The organism is Microbacterium sp. Root1433D1 (assembly GCF_001426835.1).
Classification (GTDB): domain Bacteria; phylum Actinomycetota; class Actinomycetes; order Actinomycetales; family Microbacteriaceae; genus Microbacterium; species Microbacterium maritypicum.
Map to the genome: position 1 here is coordinate 736610 of NZ_LMFN01000002.1, position 20010 is coordinate 756619.

Here is a 20010-nt window from a genome sequence, read left to right on the forward strand (position 1 = left end):
AGACGTCACGCGGTCTGCAGGCGGTGTCCGATCTCGGCGTAGACCTGTGCGGAGGCCTGCGCGCGCACGAGAACGGTGGGCTGGTCGCCTCTCGATTGCGCGACAGAAGCGAGGATCGCATCGCTGCGAGCCACTTCTGCACGATCCCCGGTCGCCTCGGCGATGCTCCGTGCCTCCTGGGCGTGCCGCTCGGCCTCACGCAGGAGATCATCCGCATCTTCTGCCCCGTTCGTGGCTGCCGACACCAGGATCTCGGCGAGCGAGTTCGCCGCCTCCGTCGCGATCAGCGGCGAGCCCGCACGCTCCGCCTCTCGGAGGATCCGTTCCGCTGCGGTCCTCGCCCTCACGACATCTCCGGCTCGTCCGGCGATCCGCGCGTCGAGAAGCTCGAGATCGGCCGAGGTCGCGAACTCCCTCGCCGTCTGCAGGCTCTGCATCGCGACCGCGGACAGGTCGCTGGCCTGCCTGTCGTCACCCCGCGCCTCGGCGACGAGGGCGAGCGTGCGTCGGACGAAAGGCAGGGATTCACCGCCGGACGCGTCCAGCAGTTCGTGCAGCTCACTCTCCGCATCGTCGAGCCGCCCGATCGCGAGGAGCAGCAGCGGGCGATTGCCGCGCACGACGGCCACATTGAGATCGTCGCCTTCCGCCCGCGCCATCGACAGGGCGAGGGCGTACTCCTCCAGCGCCTCCGGATAACGGGCGAGGATGCGCAGGGTGTCTGCATGGTTGCCGGCGGCGCGTCCCTCCACGACACGGTCCCGCGCATCCCGCGCATGTGCGACCGCGCGTTCATACGACTCCAGCGCCTCATCGAGGTGACTCATCCACCGTTGGACGTTGCCGATCTGGTTCCAGGTGCGGGCGAGAGCCGATCCCGCGGCTATGCGGCGCACCCGCTGCAGCGTGATGAGCGCCTCGTCGAGGCGTCCGAGCTTCTCCGCGCAATGCGCCACGCCGAGCGCGATGTCCGGCACGAGATCGAGCCCCTCCCCTCGCGCCGCCAAGTCGTGCAGTTGCAGGGATTCGCTCCAGAGCGACCAGCGCGAGAGCGCGGGATGCGCCGCGATCGCCACCTGCTCGACGGCGGAGTCGAGGCCGTGCTCGCGGGCTGCGGTCGCGACTGCGAGCACGGTCGAGACTTCACGTGCGGCGAAGTCGGGGTCCTCCCCGATCCGGGACAGCACCTCGGACGCGGATCTGTCCACGAACCGTCGGCGCACCGACGACGGCCGGAGCGACCGTGACCGTTCTGCCGCGAAGGCGAAGACCGTGTCGTGCATGCGCACATGCCCCTCACGCAGCTCGACCAGATGACGGGCGTGCAGGCGGCGCAGATCCCGCGCGGCGGAGGGACCGGCCGCGGCGATGAGCACGCCCTCCTCGATGTCCCTGTCCAGCAGCGCGGCATCGGCGAGAAGGTCGGCCTCTGCCGGAGAGAGGGAACGCGTCGCCGCCTCCAGGACCGGACGGATGCGCGCGTCGCGAGGTTCGTGCTCGAATCTCGATGCGAGGTCCTGGAACGACCAGCCCTCGTGTTCGCGGACGATTCCCGCCAGCATCACGAGATCGAGCGGGAGTCCCCCTCCGACCGCGACGATGCGGCGCAGCGCATCCGCACGCAGGGCTGCCTCTGCGCCCTTCGCGGATGTCCCCTCCTCGACAGGCAGCAGACGAGCGAGGAGGCGGCGGGCTTCGCCACTCGACATCGGCGGGACGACGACCCTCGCCACATGCACGTCTGACGACGGGAGGCGCTGCTCGAGGTCGGCCAGGTCGACGCGGGCTGTGACGATGAAGCGCACACCGGGAACCAGCAGCGCCGCGAGGCGGCCGGCATCGCCCGCGTCCTCGATGATCACGGAGATGTCGCGGGCTGCCGCCTGCAGCCGCTCCCGCAGACGAGGCAGTTCGTAGGGAAGAGAGCGGACGCCGAGCGCTCCGAGCATGCGCCGCAGGATGTCGATCGGGTCGGCGTGCGGACGGTCGGGCTCCGACTCCCGCAGGTGCACGGTGAGCACCGGCGACGAGCCGGCCAGTGCAGAGGCGAGAGTGGTCTTGCCCGCTCCTGGCAGGCCCGTGAGGATGAGGACGTCCGCTGCGGGAACCGCAGCCAGCAGCGCTTCTCGTCCGACATCCGCACCGGTGGCGTCTCGTGGTCCGAGCGTCACCTCGACGTGGACTCCCGATCTCTGGCCGTTGAGGGCGCGTGCGGTCTCACGCCAGCGAGCCGCCACGGTGCGCCCACCGCCGAGCACACGCACGATATCGCCGACCAGACGATCGTCGACCCGCCGCCGTCCGGGGCGGAAGCAGTCGTAGACGGTCACCTTGGGAGGCTCGGCGCCGTCGCGCAGGCTGCCGATCCTTCGGGCGATCTCGGCATACGACGGCGATCCCGCGTCCGCACGCATCCGTCCGAGGCCCAGACAGAGCTCATCGAGGGTGCTCGGGGCGGGCATGAGTCGAGCCTATGGCACGCTGTCGCGCGTCTGCGGACGGGGCTCGTTCGGGGTCGTTCGGAGTCGGACGAACCGACGCGCCGCACCCCTAGGCTCACTCGACGGAGAGGCCATCCGACCTCCCGGACAAGGACATGACACCCATGACGACACGCGCAGAGATCGCGGCGAAGCTCGACGACTTCTCCTTCCAGAAAATGAACTTCGGCGGGTTCCTGATGAACAAGCGCGCGAAGAACTCGCACGCGCTGTGGACCCGCGCCTCCGACAAGGGGGTCACCGAGCTGACGCTGCTCACCACGAGGGACTACGGCGAGGGAAACGTGTACGACGTGGCGGCCTTCACCCTCGACGGGAAGGTCCCCGAGGAGATCATCTCGGAGCTGAAGCAGCAGGCGGAAGCCCTCACGGACCGGGTCAACCTGCGCGCGCACGGCTATGTCTACACCTGCCTCGAGCCCTGGGACGGTGGCGGCACCATCTGGATCTCGAAGAAGCCCGAGTTCCGCGCACTGAGCCGCGCCGAGCAGGGCGTCTACGTCATCCCGATCCAACGGCTCACCAGCACGGGCGAACCCCGATGGCTCGCCTGGGCCCGCGAGGGCGATCAGCTGAACATCGCCATCGTGTACAAGCCCTGACGGTGCCGACGCTCTCGGTCGGCGCGACCGCCCCGCGCGCAGAGGATGGCGCGCGGGGCGCTCTGATCCTCGTCGCGGCGTCCCTTGCCACCCTCGGGATCGCCGGAGCACTGGCGTTCTACCTGCTGCCCGTGGGGTTCGGCCTGACGGGCGCGATCCTCGCGCTCGCCCAGGTGGGGGCGATTCTCCTCGGTGCAGCGCTTGTCGCCTCCTCGACGATCACCATCCGCCGGCACCAGCGGCGACGTGCCGCCCTCGCCGCCGTCGCCGCGGCGCTCGGCTGGGAGTATCGCGCGGACATCGGTGACCACGTGTGGGGCGGCTCCATCGACGAGCAGATCGATCGCGGGAGTCGCACCGCACGAGACCACCTCGACGGGCGTCGCTCCGAGATCCCCTTCGACAGCGTCGAGCGCACCTTCGTCGTCGGCGACCGCGAAGGGGCGACCGTGCACACGGTGCGCGCGGTGCGGATCCCACTGCCGTCCGAGGCGCCGCGGATCACGCTCCGGTCGCGGCGCGGCGGAGGAGCACTCAGTGTGCTCCCACGACGCCCGACCGGCCGATCGCGGTTCCGACTCGAGGGCGATTTCAGCGACGTCTTCGACGTGTCGGTACCGACGGGTTACGAGACGGATGCGCTCTATGTGCTCACTCCCGACCTCATGGTGATCCTCCTCGATGCGAGCGCCGACCTCGACCTGGAGATCGTCGACAGCACGCTGCACGTGTACTTCCCCGCCGTCGACCTGACCGACGACGCAGAGCTGCACCGGTTCCTCACCGTGATCGCAGCACTGCATGACCGCTTCGGACGTCGCACCCTGCTCTATCGCGACGAAGCCGCCGCTCCCCTCGATCCGGAGGCCTACCGCCGCGACGGCGACGCGCTCGCCGCCAGGGCGCGCCGGGTCGACACACGCGTGCGGTGGTGGCCGGTCCTGGCTGCCGTGGCGACGCCTCTCGTCCCGATGCTCATCGCCGTCGTCTGGCTCCTGCTCGCCGGTTGACCTTCCGGGATATCTCCGGGCCGCCGAGGAGACGACGGATGGCCGTCTCGGGCGTCACCGAGAGATCGAGCGTCCGCCCTCGGGCGTACTGGCTGAACACCCGGGGATCGATGTAGCTGCCGCGCGCGACGGCGGTGGTGTTGCCGAGCGCCGTCGCCGCCGCCTGCACGGCGAGGCGCTCGGCCTGGCTCCGGTGGTTGCGACTGTCGAGCTCACCGATCCGCGCGAGGGCATCCGCGGCGATGATCGTCCCGTGAAGCGTGCGGAAGTCCTTCGCGGTGAAGGACGCTCCCGTGACCTCCCGCAAGTAGGCGTTGACCTCGGCGGGTGTGATCCGCATGCGACGGCGCCCCCGGCGGTACGCGAGCAGGAAGGCCCCCGACTTCCCGGCCGCGAAGTCCTTGAGCGCGTCGGCGAGTGACTCGTCGGTGATCTCGATCGATGCCGTGCGACCGCTCTTGGCCGGGAACGACAGGGCGACCTCGCTGCCCGCCACGCGCACATCACGCCGTCGAAGCGTCGTGAGACCACGGCTGCCGTGCCGAACCAGATATCGCTCCGACCCGATGCGCAGGGCCGCATCGTCGAGAAGACGGAACGCGATGGCGAGAGCGCGCTCCCTCGTCTGCCCCTCCTGCGCGAGCGCCCTCGTGACCTGGGCTCTGGCACGAGGAAGGGCGGCCGCGAGATCGAGCGCACGTACGAACTTCCGGCGGTCCCGCGTCACACGCCACAGCGGGTGATACAGGTACTGCTTGCGCCCGGCACCGTCGACCCCCACAGCTTGGATGTGCGCCAGCGGGTCGGCCGCGATCCACACGTCCTGCCAGGCGGGAGGGATCACGAGATCGTGGATACGCTCACGATCGGCCTCGGGCGCCGTGTCCCCTGCCGGATCGACGTAGCGGAACCCCGACCCCGATCGCACGCGCCGGAAGCCCGGATCCTGCCCCGGTACCACCCGGATGAGTCTTGCCATCGTGTTTCCCCTCCTCGACTGTCTGCGATCGAGGATGCCCGGCCGTGTCTACCAGCGGAAGGGAGTGGCGTGGCGGGGTGCCGTCGTGCTATTCCCCGTCGGGCTCGGCGCGGGGCGCCGCGAAGGTGCTGCGCATGTGATCGCTCGTCAGGAAGTCGGCGATACCGATCATGATCAGGCTGAACACGATCTGCTCCGACACCATCCAGAGTGGGTAGAGCCCGGGGATCGCTGCCATCACGAGCGTGATCACCGGGAAGATCTGCGCGAACAGGCGCAGACGCTGATACGCCCACCGCCATCCGCGCTGCGCCCGCCACGCGAAGTAGAACAGGGTCGCGGTCATCGCCAGCACGACGAGCGTGCGCATCCAGACGGCGAACGAGACCGACGCGCCGTCGACTGCCAACGCGAGTGCGACGGCGACGGCGCCGACCCCGATGATCAGCTCGACGACCAGGAGCCAGATGATCCAGGTGAACGCACGCACGGTCTTGGGGTGCGTGCGGTCGGCCTCGCTGATGGCGACGCCCGCCTGCCGCCCGCCGGCGATCCGATCCAGTCGGAGGAAAAGAGACTCCAGAGCCATGATCGGAGCCTATTGCGTGCGGACCTCGTCGGGCTCCTCCATTCGATGGATGTCGACCACTCCGTTGGCCGCCGGGTCGACCGCGCGCTCGAGCACCAGTGCCAGCAGCCCGACAGCGAGGCTCCCCGCGATCATCAGGCCGATGAACCAGCCCTCCAGCCCGCCGCCGAGCAGGACGCCGGCGACGAGCGGCCCCATGATGGCACCGCCCTGGAACGCCGCGGAGTTGATGGCGTTGTAGCGACCGCGCGTACGGTCGGAGGCCAGGTCGTTGTAGATCGCGGGGACGGTGGGCTGCAGCATCGTCTCCCCGAACGCGAAGACGCCCATGTAGGCGATCACCCCGATGGCCGCGACCAGAGTGCCCGGCAGGAATCCGGTCGCGCCGAGCAGCACCCACGACAGCGCCCAGATGAGCGCCATCACCTGCATGACCCTGGTGCGCCTCTTGCCGGTGATCAGTTTCAGGACGGCGAACTGCAGCAGCACGATGACCGCGGTGTTCACGGCGAAAGAGATGCCTACGACCTGGGTGGAGACCTCGGAGACCTGTCGCGCGAAAGCCGGGAAGCCGGCCTCCATCTGCCCGTATCCGATGAAGACCGACAGGAACGTGAGAAGGGTCAGCCACAGCACGGCGGGGCGACGCAGGATCTCCCGGTATCCCCCGACGGGCGGGGCGTCGACCGCTGCCTCATGCTGCGTGCGCACGTGGCGGAGCGGCCCGAGAATCAGAGCGAGCGGGATCAGGCCGCTCGCGGCGTCGACGAGGAAGATCGTCGTGAAGGTGGCGGGATCGGTGACATCGACGAAGAAGCCGCCGATCACTCCTCCGACGCCGATCCCGAGGTTCACCAGTGCGAAGTTGACGCCGAAGTACTGCTGGCGCACCTCCCCCTCGACCACGGTGGCGATGAGTGCATTGAACCCCGGCCAGGACACACCGAAGTTCACGCCGATGAGCATGACGGCGACCGCGGCGACCGCCGGGTGCGTGGCGTAGGCGAGAAGCGTGCATCCGGCGATCATGGACAGCAGCCCCACGATCAGCACCCGCCGTGCGCCGAAGCGGTCGATCAGGGTTCCCCCCGGACCGGTCACGACCAGACCCGTGATCGCGATGAGACTCATCAGCGCCCCCGAGATGCCGAGGTCGAAACCGCGCACCTCGTGGAAGTAGATGATCGTGAACGGCAGTGTCATGCCGCGCCCGAGCGTCTGAACGGCCACGGTCGACAGCAACCAGCGCCCCTCGGTGGGCAGCGCGTTCCAGAAGCTCCTCATACCGATCACCTCGACATTCTTCCCGATGCCTGCGACATCGCCGTTCGGGAGCGGATTGTCGGACGACCCGGTATCTGCCATCATCACGAGCATGGCGCTGTCTCTCGAAGAATTCCGTTCCTCCCTGCTGGACGCCGTCTCCCGGCAGGGACTGGGCATCCAGCTCACGGATGCCCAGGCGCAGCAGGTCGCCACCGACCCGCAGGCCAGCCGGAGCTGGTACGAGTACTGGCTGTCCACGAACCCGCAGACGGCGCCTGCCGTCGACGCCTCCTCGACGCCGGACGCCTCGCCGACCGCCGAGACGATTCCCCTCGGCGGGCATGACTTCGCGCGGGCGGCCGCGTTCGCATCCGCTCCCCCGGCCTACGGCGGAGGCCCGGCGGAATACGCCGGCCACGCCGTTCCTCCGACCCCCGGCGAGCCGCAGAAGAAGAGCCGGGTCGGCCTCTGGGTGGCGCTTTCGATCGTCGGTGCACTGCTGCTGATCGCGGTCATCATCGTGGTGGTGGCCTTCACGACCGCTCGTCACTGGACGAAGGTCGATTCGCCGGAGAAGCCGGAGACGTTCCACAGCGAGGAGTACGAGACCGGCCTGTACCTCGTGTCGGACGACGGAGTGAGCCCGTGCGCTGTCGACCAGGACTGGACGGACTGCATCGATGCGATGGAGGTCAACTACGCCGGAGCCTGCGCCGGCGTAGAACTCGTTCCTGCGGCCGTGACCCTCTGCGGACAGCACCGCGCCGAGATCGACCGCATGCGCGCGGAGGATTCGGAGGGTTCGGTCGTCGCCTCGCTCGGCGATTTCGGCCACCTCACCCGCACGCCCGAGACCGCGACGCGGCAGGTGTCCAACAACGACTATGAAGCGGCGGTCACCCACGAGGCTGTCTGCTACCTCGGCTTCCTCGGGGAGTGCGAGTAGCGGCGCGGAGGACGACCGGCCGCCTCAGACCGCCTCTCCTCAGACCGCCTCCTGCGGAAGCCCCACCTTCGCCTTCGCCCAGGAGCGACCGCGCGTGTCTTTGAGGATGTTGTACTCGACATCGACGTGCGGCTCGATCGCGCTGTACTTGTCGTTCGGCGCACCGATCACGAGTTGGAAGCCGAGTCCTCTCCAGGCGCCGATCGCGCGCTTGGTGAAGTGGGCATCCGCCTTGATCAGAGCTTCGTCCATGAAGACCGGCGCGTAGCGCGGCCGTGCCGCCCCCGCGTCTCCGAGTTGGTAGCGCAGAGCAGCGCCGACGATGAAGGCGACGAGCTCCTGGGACTCCCCTCCGGACTTCTCGCCGATGTGATCGTAGAGCGCGACGTGCTCTCGTGTCGCGGCGGTGACCCGCTCCGCGCTCACCCGCACGTGGTTTCGCACGTCGATGAGTTCGGCGAAGTCGGGCGCCGTCCGACGCATCCGGGCGATGAGGCGGCTCATCTTGCGATACACAGCCTCCCGTTCCGCATCGGTCGAGGCCGCATCGATCAGTCCCCGCACCTCGCGGAGCTCACGTCGGAAGCGCTTGCGCGCCTCCGTCTGATTCTCCCGCGGGGTGATCTGCAGGCGGTGATCGTCATCGTAGAAGGGCAGCTCCTCCATGATGCGGTTGATGGGATCGATGCGATCCTTGATCTCGCGCAGCGAACGGCTGAGAGTCGAGTCGAGACTCGTCAGATCGTTGCCGGAGAGCTTGAGGAGGCTGTCGCGCCACTCGGTCTCCAGCTCGTGCAGTCCATTGGTCTGGAGCGCCTCCAGAATGCTCTCGAACTCCCCGACCGACGCGTCCGGATCCGGCAGGAGCGTCAGATTGTCCCACCGCTCCAGGAACCCGGTCATGAGTCGTCGCATGCTCTCGCGCTGCTGCTCGTGGGCCTCGGCGGCCTCGCGGCGATCCTCGTGAAGGCGCTGGGCCGCGGTTCTCAGCGCGGTGTCCAGGTGCGCCAGTCGCTCCGCCGCGGACGGGGTGTCCCCCGTCTCGGAATGCAGGAATCGACCATCGAGGAACGATGCGTGCCGCTCCCCCATCTCGAGTCCCGATGCCGCGGCCGCATCGATGACGCTCTGACACGCGTCGACGTCGTCGGTGACCTGGCCCCAGTGATCCTGCGTCTGTGCGAGCTCATTGCTCAGTCGCGCCTCGTCGTCGCGGAGCCGGGCCGCCCGAGTCCTCAGGTCGTCGGCCTGGTGCCGGAGCTGGCCGATCTCGGGGCTGGCCGTGGTGACCTCGGCTTCGACGGCGACCCAGCGCTCTCGCTCCGCCTCCACCGCGGCGACATCGATCTGCTCCCAGGTCAGGTCATCGATCCTCGCGAACGCGGTCGACCGCGCCTCGATCCGGTCGAGGGCCGCCTCGGCGTCCGCCGCAGAGGCGGCGCACTCGTCATGCCGAGCGCTCAGCTGCCGCAGCTGCTCATCGATCTCACGCAGACGACGGTCGTTGGTGAAGCCCAGCATGTTGGCGCGGCCCTGCCCGCCGTGCGCGCCGCGACTCCCCTGCGAGACCTGACCGCTGATGGTGAGCGCTCTCTGATGCGCGCCCAGCTGCGACGACGAGTCCACGCAGACGTACCCGAAGCGCTCCTGGAGTCTCTGCTGGAGCCAGCCGGTGAAGGGCGTGGGCAGGTGGTCGAGCCGCCCGGGGAGCGTCTTCGGGTCGGCGCCCCGCATCTCGGGGAGCCCCGTCTGGACGCCCTCGTAGTTGAGCCGTTCCGGGGTGCGCACCGCGTTGATGGCCGAACGGAACTCTGCCAGATGCTCGACGTCGATCAGAAGCGTCCTCGCGAAGCCACCGAGCGCGAGGTTGAAGGCCTCGCGCCATGGCTCGAACTCCGTGCGCACTTCGATGAGTTCCCCGACGAACGGAAGATCCGATGGCGCGAGTCCGACCGCCTGTGCGAGCAGTGCGCGTGACTCGTCGAGGTGCGCGGGGATGCTGCCGCGCACGCGGATGGTCCTCTCGCGTTCGTCGCGCAGACGCCGCATCTCGGCCTCGGCGGTCCTGCGCGCCGTCTCCGCATCCGCGAAGGCCGCACGCGCGTCGCGGATGTCGGACTTCGGCGTCGAGCCCCGGGCGCCGGCCACGAAGGCATCGAACTGCGCGGCGGTCTCGACCTCCACCCCGAGCTCCTCGGCGATCGCGTCGAACTTCGCCCTCTCCCGCCGGACGTCCTCCAGACGACGCTCGGCCACGCGCAGCTCACGCTGTGCGGTCTCCAGGCGGTCGCCGCCGGACTGCCGCAGCACATCGAGGAGGCCTTCACGCTCGAGATCGGCGGCATCGACGAGGGCGCGCTTCTCGCGGACGGCGAGGCTGAGCGCGCGGGTGCGATCCCCCAGCTCGACCTCGACCTCGCGCAGCAGATCCAGGCGCCGCTGCGCGTTCCAGAGCGCGGCGAGCGAGGAGGGATCGGTGAAGACGCCGACCTCGTCGATCACCCGCACGCGTTCGGCGGCCGCGGCGATGCGGTCCTTGATCCCGCGGATCGGCTCGAGCGCGCTCACCTGCTGCTTCGCGGTGAGCATCCTCGTGCGCGTGCTCTCGAGTTCGTCGAAATGCGCCACCACGGCATCGGCGGTGGCCATGGTCTCTGGCTCTTCCAACACGAGCTTCTTGTACAGATCGTCGACCGTCGTGATCTGCTGCCCCGCCTGGATCCTCGCCAGGAGGCTGATCGCCTTCGCACCGGAACCTGCCGCCCCGATGCCGAGAACCGCCTGCAGCCGCGCCGAGAACTCGCGGTCCGTCGCCAGGGTCTCCAGTCCCGTCGCCCGTACCGACGCATCGGAGAGCCTCTGCGTGGCCGCCTTCTCCAGAAGCCCCAGATCGAATGCCCCGTTCACGGTGGCCCGCACCCGGGTCGTGTCCTCCAGAGTGCGAGCATCCGCGGGGATGTACCACGCGCGCACCGCGGTGAAACGCGATCCGTCGTGGTCGAGCCACGTCGTCGCGATCGCACTCCATGTGTCTTCGCCGTCGCCGCGCAGCACACGCAGCTTCGTGCCGTCCTCGGTGCGGGATTCGTCGATCTTCCCGCGCCCGTAGGAGAGGATGTTCCGCTGCTCGTCGCCGCGAGGGCGACCCGTCACTCCGCCGTTCGAGGCGCCGTTGAACGGCGTCGTGTGGGGCATCATCAAGGCGATGTACGCATCCATGAGGGTGGACTTGCCGGAACCCGAGCCCCCGCAGAGCAGGGTCGCGTCGGGTGAGAAGCGCACACGATGGGGGCCGGCGTCGTATCCGCCCCAGTTGATCAGCTGCAGCTCCTCCGCGACCCACTGCTGTCCCCGCGACCCCGCGGGGATGAGTCCGAAGAGCGTGTCCACCATGGTCATCGTTCCACCACTTCCTGCGACCGCAGCCAATCGCGAAGCTCTTTCAGGGTCTCGGCGCTGAGGACGACCTCGACGAGCGCACTGATCCGATAGCGCCCACTGGTCTCCTCCTGGACGATGCCCTCTCGATCCAGACGGTCCATCGCGTTCCGGATGGCCTTCTGCTGTCGGGCCGTGCCCCCGTCGACGTCGGTGAAGTAGCTGAGCACCGTCTGCTCGAGGTCTTCGATGTCGATGCGCACGGATGCCTCACCGGCGGCGGACTCGCGTTGATACACCGTGCGAAGATGCACCAGCACCAGGGTCTCGGCTCGCGTGTAGGGCGCGTCCTTCAGCAGCACCGGCATGTCGATCTCGTCGGAGCGCAGCTGCTGCTTGTAGGCGAATCCGCGACCGTGGTCGACGACCAGGCGGAGGTAGAGGTCGTTCAGCCGCGACTCGATCACCTGCTGGTGGTCGAGCAGAAGCGTCCACTCCCGACGATTGCGCTCCGCGGCGATGAAACGACGCTGGAGGATGTGCGCGAGCAGCCGTCGGATCTCGGGATCGAGCGTCCCTCGATCACCCGCGAAGTGCTCCTCGATGTCGTCTTCCATCGGGACGGGGGCGATGAACGCGTCGTCCACCGGCGCTTCCGTCACGAGGCTCTCTTCAGGCATGTGCTTCTTCCTTCGGGTTGCGCGCCGTGACGGCGCCGAACGCGAAACGTCGTGTCGAGCCGTCGGGACGCAGCGCCTCGACGACCGAGACCGCATCGCTCTCGGTCATGCCGTTGCGATGAGCGATCTCGAGCAGTCCGACGAGGTCGACGGGCCGGCGGGTGTCGTCGGCGGCATCCTCGAACGCGGTCGCGAGATCGAACTCCGGGCCGAGGTTCGAGACGTACTCTTCGAGCTCCGCATACCTCGGACCACCCCACGCTCGCGTGTCGATATCGGGGAACTCGACATCCTCGGCATCCGCGAGCGGGGCGGGGACGGCGGGAGGGCGGATGCTGCTCACCGTCTGTCTGAGGTGACCCAGATCGATGAGTGGGAGGCTGCGCACCGGCGCGGCGCTCGCCCCCGTGCCATCCCAGACGTGAAGCGCGGCGATGACGTCGCGGAGCAGGTCGTCGATCTGACGGTCCCGCAGCGGATCATGGGTCTTCACCTGGCCGGTGATGACATGGGATGCCCGCCGCTGCGCGGCGAGGACCTCCTCGACGCCGAGTTCCACCCGACGCCCGATCGCATCGAGTTCGGCACGCTGGGTGGCGTCGAGCATGCGGGCGAACGGCTGCCGGAGCAGGCCGTGCAGCTGTTCGGTGAGCGCATCGATGCGGTCCGGATCGCCGATGAGTCTCAGGGCACCGGCGAACGCGCGCCCTTCCGGCGTCGAGTTCATCACGTCCTGCGCGCGCTGGAGGTATTCGCGGAGCACCTCACCCGTCGGCCGCTCGTCGCGGCGCAGATGGGCGACGACGTCGCGCTGCATCAGCTTGAGGGACTCGGCGACCCGTGTGAAGTCGGCCGGGAGCTCGCGCGCCAGATGCAGCACGTTCTCGGCTTCCTCGTAGAGCTCTTCGTCGTCCAGCGGATCGGCCCGGCCCGATTCCTCGATCCGGTCGATCTCGGCGTCGAGCGCGGCGCGCTCCTCACGCAGACGGGCGAGCCGGCGGAGGGGATCGGCCTCGGCACTGTCGGCCAGATGCTCCACGGCTTCGAGGAGCGTGCGCACCCGTGAGTTGGAGACACGCGTGCGGCCTCCTCCCGTGCGTCCCGCGATCTCCAGTGCCTCCACCGCGTGCGCGGACAGCCGGTACACCTCGACGTCCTCATCGATCTGCTGCACCAGCCAGCCCAGCCGCACCCAGTTCCTGGCGACGTCGCGTCCCGTCCCCGCCGGTACCCGACGGTCGTCCTCATCGTCGCCCGCTCCCCGCAACTCGTCGAGGATCTCGGAGAGCTCAGCCTGCGCATCGGCGATCGGGATGGATGCCCGGTCGGCGGTGAACAGGAGCGAGAGCGAGGCCACCACGAAGGGCGCGAAGCGACCGTGCAGCAGATCGAGCGTCGGAGTGCTGAATGCGGTGACAGCGCGGGAGAATGCCGCTTCTGCTCGTGTTCCTGTCACGTATTCACATTACTCGGCGCCCTCGACGTCGCCGGACGCGACGCGGGCCTGGTGCCCGGGCAGGCCCCGGATCTACCGCGAGAACTCGGTACGCGTGAGCGGCGTGCTCTCCCGCGATGCCGTGACCAGGAACGTCACGGCATCCGGAAGGTAGCGATCCTCCCCGTACTCGATCGGTTCACCGGCCGAGGCGTAACTCACCCGGCGCACACGCAGCAGCGGGCTCGCGCGACGAACGCCGAGCAGGGTGGCGTCCGCACTGGAGACCGGGACAGCGTCGATGGCGTGCTCGGCGAAGGCGGTCACGACACCGAAGTCGCGAGTGAGCGCCTCGACGACCGAGGCTTCGTCGTCGGCGATCGCGGCGACCCGATCGGCGATCCAGTCGGGATAGGAGGTGCGCTCCAGCATGACGTCGCGCCCGTCGATGCTGCGCGTCCTCGTCACGCGGAGCACCCGTGCCCTCGGGCTCACCCACAGACGGCGTGCCTCGGCTGCTGTCGCCTCTCCGAACTCCTTGCGTCGCACCAGCCCTCCGGGTGTCATCCCCTTCGACCGCGCCCACTGGGCGAACGACCGCAGCTCTTCGAACGACTGGCTCGGACGCCCCGAACGCACGATCCAGCCCGTGCCCTGAACCGGCGACACCAGCCCTCGCTCCTCGAGCCCCGCGAGTGCTCGGCGCACCGTTCCCCGGGTCGAGCCGTAATGGTGCCCCAGCTTCGTCTCGGACGGAAGCCGGGAATCCGGGGCGAACTCTCCGTCGATGATCCTGGTCATCAGATCGCTCATGATCTCGCGATGGGGGCGCGGGTTCGCCGGTGGCACCATCTCAGACTAGGTGAGCCACGAGGCCCGCGATCGCGCGAACGGGACAGCAGTTCACAGTTGTCCCGCGTGTCGCGCCCGGAGACACCGATCGTTCCGTCGTCGTTCATCTGCGCGCCCTCCTCTGCACACCGTGAGAAGGGGTAATCAACCCGTGACCCCGTCGACGCCCTCCTCCGATCACCGCGTTCCCGCGCAGCCCGCTGCCGTGCTCTTCGACCTCGACGGCACGCTCGTCGACAGCGAGCGGCTGTGGCTCGACGCGATCCGCGCCCGGCTCGCGCTCGACGGCGCGGCGGTCTCGTCTGCACAGCTCGTCGAGTTCGAGGGTCTCTCCAGCATCGAGGCCGCCCACGCGCTGATCGAGGTCGGCGGCCTGTCCGCCCGAGCCGCCGAGGTCGCCGCCGACCTCGAGGCGCTCACGATCGACGCCTTCGCCGACCGCCTGTCGTGGGTGTCCGGCGCCGAGGAGGCGCTCGGACACCTCCGCGGAGAAGGGATCCGCATCGCGCTGGTGACGAGCTCGACGCACCGCTGGGTCGATGCGGTCGCCGAAAGCCTCGCTCTGGGCGCATTCGACGTCGTCGTCACGGCTGATGACGTGCAGCACACGAAGCCGGAGCCCGAGCCCTATCTGCAGGCATTCGATCTGCTCGGCATCGACCCCGGCACCGGTCTGGTGTTCGAGGACTCGGAGGTCGGAGTCCTGGCCGCCGTCGCGGCCGGAGGCCGGGTCGTACAGGTGCGAGCCGACCTGCGCGCCACGAGCGGCGCGACCGCGTGCATCCCCGACCTCCGCCCTGTGACCGCCGGGTGGGTGGCCTCGGTGATGGCCCTCGAGCCCGCGCTCCCCTGACCTGCTCGTCCGATCTCTCCCCGTTCGCACCCGACCAACACCCCGTGAGGAAGCTCCATGCTGACCCCTGATGATCCGATGAAGACGCACCCCCGCCCCGAACCGGCACGGCGCCGTGCTCTGGGCGGAGGGGTGATCGCCGCCGCTGCAGCGCTCACCCTGCTCCTGCCCGCCCTGCCCGCCGCGGCGATCGCACCGATGGCGGACCCCGCCTCCCTTCCTGCCACCGAGCCGATGACCCCGCAGCGCATCGAGGCCGCGAACGACGCCTACAACGATGCGGAGGCGACGCTCGAGTTCATCACGATGTCCGACACCGAGCTCGGCGGCTCCGCCACGGCCGACAAGACATCGGAGCAGGTCGCCTATGAGGGGGCGAAGCCGCACTTCCAGGCGTTGCGCTCCTGGGCAGAGGCGAAGGGGTTCGAACCCCGCGTCGTCGTCGACAACGGCGACGTCGTCGGCGCGAACGATCCCGAGTACTCCGCTCACCTCGCCGGCGACAGCGAGAAGGTCGCCGGCTGGTACCGCGCGGTCGAACGCGTCATGCGCGAGACGTTCCCGGAGTCGCAGGTGCTTCTGACACAGGGCAACCACGACATCGCCGATCTGATGGGCACGACGTTCGAGGCCGCACGCTCGAACGCGCCCGCCGGTGCGCCGGAGTGGTTCTACCCGAACGCCGACACCGGCTACGTGAGCAACTTCCACACGACGATCGAGGGCATCGACTTCATCGGCCTCGACTACAACGGCACGAACACGTTCGGATACAGCGGCCAGCGCTCCGGCTACCAGGCCTACCTCCGCAGCACGCTCCAGGAGATCGCGGCGAAGCCCGACTACGACCCGGCCTCGCCGATCTTCGTCTCGATCCACAGCGGGTACGCCGGCACCTCGCTGGGTGGCCCCTTCCATGCCGACTACGACATGGCAGGACCCGATCTGCAGCGCATCCTCGCGGACTACCCGCAGGTGATGCTGGGTTCCGCGCACACTCATTTCTCATCGAACCCGGAGACGAGCATCTTCCAGAAGGACTTCACCGTCTACGAGAACGCGTCGATGAACTACATCTACCAAGATGTCCCCGCTGACTTCATCGGCGGCGGCTACTTCGGCGGCAACCAGGGCGATGCCGCCGCCGGGGTCCCGCAGAAGAGCGCGAACTTCGTGTCTGTGCTCACCGACGGGCGCACGGTCATCCGCCGCTTCGATGTCACCCATCAGCGGTGGATCGGCATGCCCTGGGTCATCGACACGACCGAGGGCAAGAGCGGCTTCACGTACACCGCGGATCAGCGCAGCACGGTCGCACCATGGTGGGGTGCCGCTGCCGTGACCGCGAGCGACATCGCAGAGCAGTCCCTCACGCTGCGCTTCGACCAGGCGAAGGACGATGAGCTCGTGAACCACTACGAGGTCGAGATCCGCGACCAGGCCGGCAACCCCGTGCCGTTCACGGCGAATCAGGTGCCCGACTTCGGAAGCAACGCCCCGAAGTCCGTCGCCGGTTCGTTCAAGGCGTACTCGCGGTTCTACATGACCCCGAACACGATGGGCTTCGACATCCGCGGCCTGAAGGCGGCGAAGAACTACACCGTCACGGTCACCGCCTACGATGACTTCCAGAACGCGTCCGAGCCGCTCACCGGCATCGTGCGCACGGCCGGCGAGCTCGTCTTCCCCGACTTCCCGGCGGCGCCCGCGCCTGCGCCGGACGGCGAATTCCTGCACCTCGCCTTCGAGGGCGACCTCGGAGACACCGGCGCACATGCGGGCACGGCTCCCGCGGCGAAGCCGGTCGGATCGGTCTCCTATGTCGACACCGACCGCCCCGGCGCGTCGGGAACGGCGGTACGCATCGGCGGCGGCGCGAGCAACTACATCGACCTCGGGTCCCGCCCCGAGTTCGATCTCGGCACGGACAAGGACCTCACCATCGGCTTCTGGACGAAGGTCACAGGAGTCAGCGGCTACGGCGCGATCATCAGCAACAAGAACTGGGCGAACTGGTACCGCTCCGGCATCAACCTCGCGCCGGAGGGAACCAACACCGGCAAGCTCGAGTTCACGCTCGGCGACGGCGCGAACGGCGTATACGCGACCGGTGATGTCGGCGACTACCGGGGTTCGTGGCACCACATGACCGTGACCGTGGATCGCACGCGCAACGTGGCGAGCACTTACCTGGACGGCGTGCTGGCCAAGGAGATGAGCATCGCGGGCATCGGCAGCATGACCAGTGGTCTGAACATGCTCGTGGGCGTCGACGGGAGCAAGAGCTACGGCATCGGTCTCGACATGGACGACCTGCGGATGTGGGACACGGCGTTGACCGGAACCGAGGTCGCCGCCCTGTTCGCGGCGGGCGACTCCACCGCCGAGAACGCCGCGCTCTCCCAGGCGGTGGAGTACGCCACCGAGCTGATGAACGCGAACGAGGTCGAGGCCGCCAACGGCCGGGTCTTCGATCAGACCCTCGGCGAGGCGCTCGCCACCGCGACGTCGAACAGTGCCGCTCTGCTCGCAGGGGAAGCAGCCCCGCTCGACCGACGTGCCGCAGCGGCACCGACGAGCGAGCAGCTTCGTACGAGCTTCGACGCGCTGAAGGCCGCCGTCGACGCGGTGGAGGCCCAGACCGTGCGCTTCAGCTATCGCACCGAGGTGCGCGGGGGCGCCGTCTCGCCCGCAGAGGGCGTCGCCGATCGTGGGGGCCAGGTGCGGCTGACCCTCACCCCGGCGGCCGGTTTCCGGATCGCGGGTTCCACGGTCACGGCCAGCGGCGTCGACAGCTTCGCCATCGAGGGGTCGGACCTGGTGCTGACCGGCGTCCAGAGCAGAGTGCTGGCCTCGGTGGAGTTCGCCGCGGTCGACGCGGGAACGCCTGGAGAGGACGGCGACGGAGGCACCGGGAACGGAAGCCCCGGCGACGGCCACGGCACCGACACGAACCCCGGAGCCGACAGCTCTCCCGACCCCCTGGCGACGACCGGCGCAGACGGCACGATCGGCTGGGTCTGGACGGGCCTTGCCCTCACTCTGCTGGCCGCGGGCGCGTGGCTGTTCCACCTGCGCCGCCGCTCGGTCTGACGCGCCATCACGAAAGCCCTCTGGATCCTGTGCTGACACGGGATGCAGGGGGCTTTCGTGGTCGCGGTGGACACGCAGCCGAACTGCTCTGGCGATACTGGGCCGGAAACGACGAAACCCCCGCCTGAGCGGGGGTTTTCGACTTGCTGGGGTACCTGGACTCGAACCAAGAATAACGGAACCAGAAACCGTCGTGTTGCCAATTACACCATACCCCAAGGGCGAAACCGGAGCCTCGCACCGAGAATCAAGCCTACCCGAGCGGCGGCGGAACACCAAAACCAGTGGGCCGTGATCCGCCGCCCGGGCGCGTCGCGCCTCAGCTGGCGAGGAACGCCGACAAGGAGCGCAGACGACGAAGCGACTCCTCCTTGCCCAGCAGCTCCATCGACTCGAACAGCGGCGGGGAGATCCGGCGGCCCGTGATGGCCACGCGCGGCGGGCCGTAGGCGATGCGCGGCTTGAGCTCGAGCTTCTCGACCAGCTCCGCGGCCAGGGCCTCCTGGATCTTCTCCGGTGTGAACTCCTCCAGCGGCTCGAGCGCGACGACGCAGGCATCGAGCACCTCGGCGGCGTTCGCCGGCAGCCCCTTGAGCGCATCCTCGGCGTACGTGACCTCGTCGGCGAACAGGAAGCCCACCATGCCGGGGACCTCGCCCAGCAGCTGCACGCGCTCCTGCACGAGAGGTGCGACGCGGAAGGCCGTCACCAGCTGCTCGTGCGTGGGCTCGTCGAACAGACCGGCCGCGGCGAGATACGGGATCGTGCGCTCGGCGAAGTCCTTCTCCCCCAGCATCCGGATGTGATCGCCGTTGATCGACTCGGCCTTCTTCTGGTCGAAACGGGCCGGGTTCGGGTTGACGTTGACGATGTCGAACGCGGCCGTGAACTCGTCGAGCGAGAACACGTCGCGGTCGGGACCGATCGACCAGCCGAGCAGCGCGAGGTAGTTGAGCAGCCCCTCGGGAATGAAGCCGCGGTCCCGGTGCAGGAACAGGTCGGCCTGCGGGTCGCGCTTGGAGAGCTTCTTGTTGCCGGTCTCTCCCAACACCAGGGGCATGTGCGCGAAGCGCGGCACGAACGTCGTGACGCCCGCGTCGATGAGCGCGGCGTACAGAGAGAGCTGGCGTGCGGTCGAGGGCATGAGGTCCTCGCCACGCAGCACGTGGGTGATACCCATCAGGGCGTCGTCGACCGGGTTCACGAAGGTGTACAGCGGCACGCCGTTCGGACGCACGACCACGAAGTCGGGGAACGAGCCGGCGGGGAAGGTGACCTCGCCGCGGATCAGGTCGACGTAGGTGACGTCCTCGTCCGGTACCCGCAGGCGTAGCGCAGGCTGGCGACCCTCGGCGCGGAACGCCTCCTTCTGCTCGTCGGTGAGATCGCGGTCGAAGTTGTCGTAGCCGAGCTGCTTGGCGCGGCCTGCGGCCTCGTTGCGCGCGTCGATCTCCTCGGCCGTGGAGAAGCTCTCGTAGAGTGCGCCCGTGGCGATGAGCTTGTCGATCACCTCGCGATAGATGTCATGACGCTCGGACTGCCGGTACGGAGCGTGCGGTCCGCCGACCTCGACGCCCTCATCCCAGTCGATCTTGAGCCAGGTCAGAGCATCGACCAGCTGGCGGAAGCTCTCCTCGCTGTCACGGGCAGCGTCGGTGTCCTCGATGCGGAACACCATCTTCCCGCCGTTGTGACGGGCGTAGGCCCAGTTGTAGAGAGCCGTGCGGACCATGCCGACATGCGGCAGTCCGGTCGGCGAGGGGCAGAAGCGGACGCGGACGTCGGCACCACTGACAGTCGTGGTGAGGGGGTGAGGGGTAGCCATA

Annotated in this window: 14 protein-coding genes and 1 tRNA gene; 5 read left to right on the forward strand and 10 right to left on the reverse strand. The window is 68.7% G+C overall.

Going from position 1 to position 20010, the window contains the following annotated elements; translation table 11 throughout:
* Positions 1-5: 5 nt before the first annotated feature.
* Positions 6-2462: a tetratricopeptide repeat protein gene (locus ASD13_RS09485; RefSeq protein WP_055868606.1), complete on the reverse strand. Its 2457-nt coding sequence runs from the start codon at positions 2460-2462 to the stop codon at positions 6-8.
* Positions 2463-2605: 143 nt separating this feature from the next.
* Between ASD13_RS09485 and ASD13_RS09490 the strand changes: the two genes are divergently transcribed.
* Positions 2606-3103, forward strand: a complete 498-nt coding sequence (locus ASD13_RS09490; protein ID WP_055868608.1) for a hypothetical protein — start codon at positions 2606-2608, stop codon at positions 3101-3103.
* A gap of 2 nt (positions 3104-3105) precedes the next feature.
* Positions 3106-4113: a hypothetical protein gene (locus tag ASD13_RS09495; RefSeq protein ID WP_055868610.1), complete on the forward strand. Its 1008-nt coding sequence runs from the start codon at positions 3106-3108 to the stop codon at positions 4111-4113.
* Here ASD13_RS09495 and ASD13_RS09500 read toward each other — a convergent pair.
* The 3 genes from ASD13_RS09500 to ASD13_RS09510 all read right to left on the reverse strand — a co-directional run bounded on the left by ASD13_RS09500 (position 4079) and on the right by ASD13_RS09510 (position 7046).
* Positions 4079-5092, reverse strand: a complete 1014-nt coding sequence (locus ASD13_RS09500) for a DNA topoisomerase IB (RefSeq protein WP_055868612.1) — start codon at positions 5090-5092, stop codon at positions 4079-4081. The genes ASD13_RS09495 and ASD13_RS09500 overlap by 35 nt on opposite strands.
* A gap of 88 nt (positions 5093-5180) precedes the next feature.
* Complete coding sequence (locus ASD13_RS09505) at positions 5181-5681, reverse strand: hypothetical protein (protein ID WP_055868615.1); 501 nt, start codon at positions 5679-5681, stop codon at positions 5181-5183.
* Positions 5682-5690: 9 nt separating this feature from the next.
* Entirely contained in the window at positions 5691-7046 is a 1356-nt protein-coding gene (locus tag ASD13_RS09510; protein ID WP_235562513.1) for an MFS transporter, read from the reverse strand.
* Between the two features lie 10 nt (positions 7047-7056).
* Here ASD13_RS09510 and ASD13_RS09515 point away from each other — a divergent pair, with 10 nt between their 5' ends.
* A complete protein-coding gene (locus ASD13_RS09515) occupies positions 7057-7893 on the forward strand; it encodes a hypothetical protein (protein WP_055868616.1) in 837 nt (278 codons plus the stop codon).
* 39 nt (positions 7894-7932) lie between these two features.
* On the opposite strand, the gene ASD13_RS09520 is transcribed toward ASD13_RS09515, so the two are convergent.
* The 4 genes from ASD13_RS09520 to ASD13_RS09535 form a co-directional block, all read right to left on the reverse strand.
* Positions 7933-11292: an ATP-binding protein gene (locus tag ASD13_RS09520; RefSeq protein ID WP_055868617.1), complete on the reverse strand. Its 3360-nt coding sequence runs from the start codon at positions 11290-11292 to the stop codon at positions 7933-7935.
* Positions 11289-11951 carry a DUF4194 domain-containing protein gene (locus ASD13_RS09525; RefSeq protein WP_055868619.1) on the reverse strand — a complete coding sequence of 221 codons (663 nt, stop codon included), beginning with the start codon at positions 11949-11951 and terminating at the stop codon, positions 11289-11291. The genes ASD13_RS09520 and ASD13_RS09525 overlap by 4 nt, the downstream gene beginning before the upstream one ends.
* Complete coding sequence (locus tag ASD13_RS09530; protein WP_055868622.1) at positions 11944-13407, reverse strand: DUF3375 domain-containing protein; 1464 nt, start codon at positions 13405-13407, stop codon at positions 11944-11946. Before ASD13_RS09530 ends, ASD13_RS09525 begins: the two co-directional genes overlap by 8 nt.
* Positions 13408-13479: 72 nt before the next feature.
* The gene (locus ASD13_RS09535; protein WP_082524212.1) at positions 13480-14199 is read right to left on the reverse strand and encodes a GntR family transcriptional regulator; all 720 of its coding nucleotides are present in this window, start codon (positions 14197-14199) and stop codon (positions 13480-13482) included.
* 190 nt (positions 14200-14389) lie between these two features.
* Between ASD13_RS09535 and ASD13_RS09540 the strand changes: the two genes are divergently transcribed.
* The gene (locus tag ASD13_RS09540) at positions 14390-15091 is read left to right on the forward strand and encodes an HAD family hydrolase (RefSeq protein WP_055868627.1); all 702 of its coding nucleotides are present in this window, start codon (positions 14390-14392) and stop codon (positions 15089-15091) included.
* Positions 15092-15148: 57 nt separating this feature from the next.
* Positions 15149-18184, forward strand: coding sequence for a LamG domain-containing protein (locus ASD13_RS09545; RefSeq protein WP_235562514.1), 3036 nt, complete (start codon positions 15149-15151; stop codon positions 18182-18184).
* 146 nt (positions 18185-18330) lie between these two features.
* Here ASD13_RS09545 and ASD13_RS09550 read toward each other — a convergent pair.
* Positions 18331-18402 (reverse strand) — tRNA-Gln (locus ASD13_RS09550).
* 101 nt (positions 18403-18503) lie between these two features.
* Complete coding sequence (gene gltX / locus ASD13_RS09555) at positions 18504-20009, reverse strand: glutamate--tRNA ligase (RefSeq protein ID WP_055868629.1); 1506 nt, start codon at positions 20007-20009, stop codon at positions 18504-18506.
* Position 20010: the final 1 nt, after the last annotated feature.

Bases quoted from the DNA above. Each gene is read 5' to 3' on its own strand.
- ASD13_RS09490 (WP_055868608.1), top strand. From the start codon at position 2,606: ATGACGACACGCGCAGAGATCGCGGCGAAGCTCGACGACTTCTCCTTC.
- ASD13_RS09535 (WP_082524212.1), bottom strand. From the start codon at position 14,199: ATGAGCGATCTGATGACCAGGATCATCGACGGAGAGTTCGCCCCGGAT.
- ASD13_RS09520 (WP_055868617.1), bottom strand. From the start codon at position 11,292: ATGACCATGGTGGACACGCTCTTCGGACTCATCCCCGCGGGGTCGCGG.
- ASD13_RS09510 (WP_235562513.1), bottom strand. From the start codon at position 7,046: ATGGCAGATACCGGGTCGTCCGACAATCCGCTCCCGAACGGCGATGTC.
- ASD13_RS09485 (WP_055868606.1), bottom strand. From the start codon at position 2,462: ATGCCCGCCCCGAGCACCCTCGATGAGCTCTGTCTGGGCCTCGGACGG.
- ASD13_RS09525 (WP_055868619.1), bottom strand. From the start codon at position 11,951: ATGCCTGAAGAGAGCCTCGTGACGGAAGCGCCGGTGGACGACGCGTTC.
- ASD13_RS09545 (WP_235562514.1), top strand. From the start codon at position 15,149: ATGCTGACCCCTGATGATCCGATGAAGACGCACCCCCGCCCCGAACCG.
- gltX (WP_055868629.1), bottom strand. From the start codon at position 20,009: ATGGCTACCCCTCACCCCCTCACCACGACTGTCAGTGGTGCCGACGTC.
- ASD13_RS09515 (WP_055868616.1), top strand. From the start codon at position 7,057: ATGGCGCTGTCTCTCGAAGAATTCCGTTCCTCCCTGCTGGACGCCGTC.
- ASD13_RS09505 (WP_055868615.1), bottom strand. From the start codon at position 5,681: ATGGCTCTGGAGTCTCTTTTCCTCCGACTGGATCGGATCGCCGGCGGG.
- ASD13_RS09500 (WP_055868612.1), bottom strand. From the start codon at position 5,092: ATGGCAAGACTCATCCGGGTGGTACCGGGGCAGGATCCGGGCTTCCGG.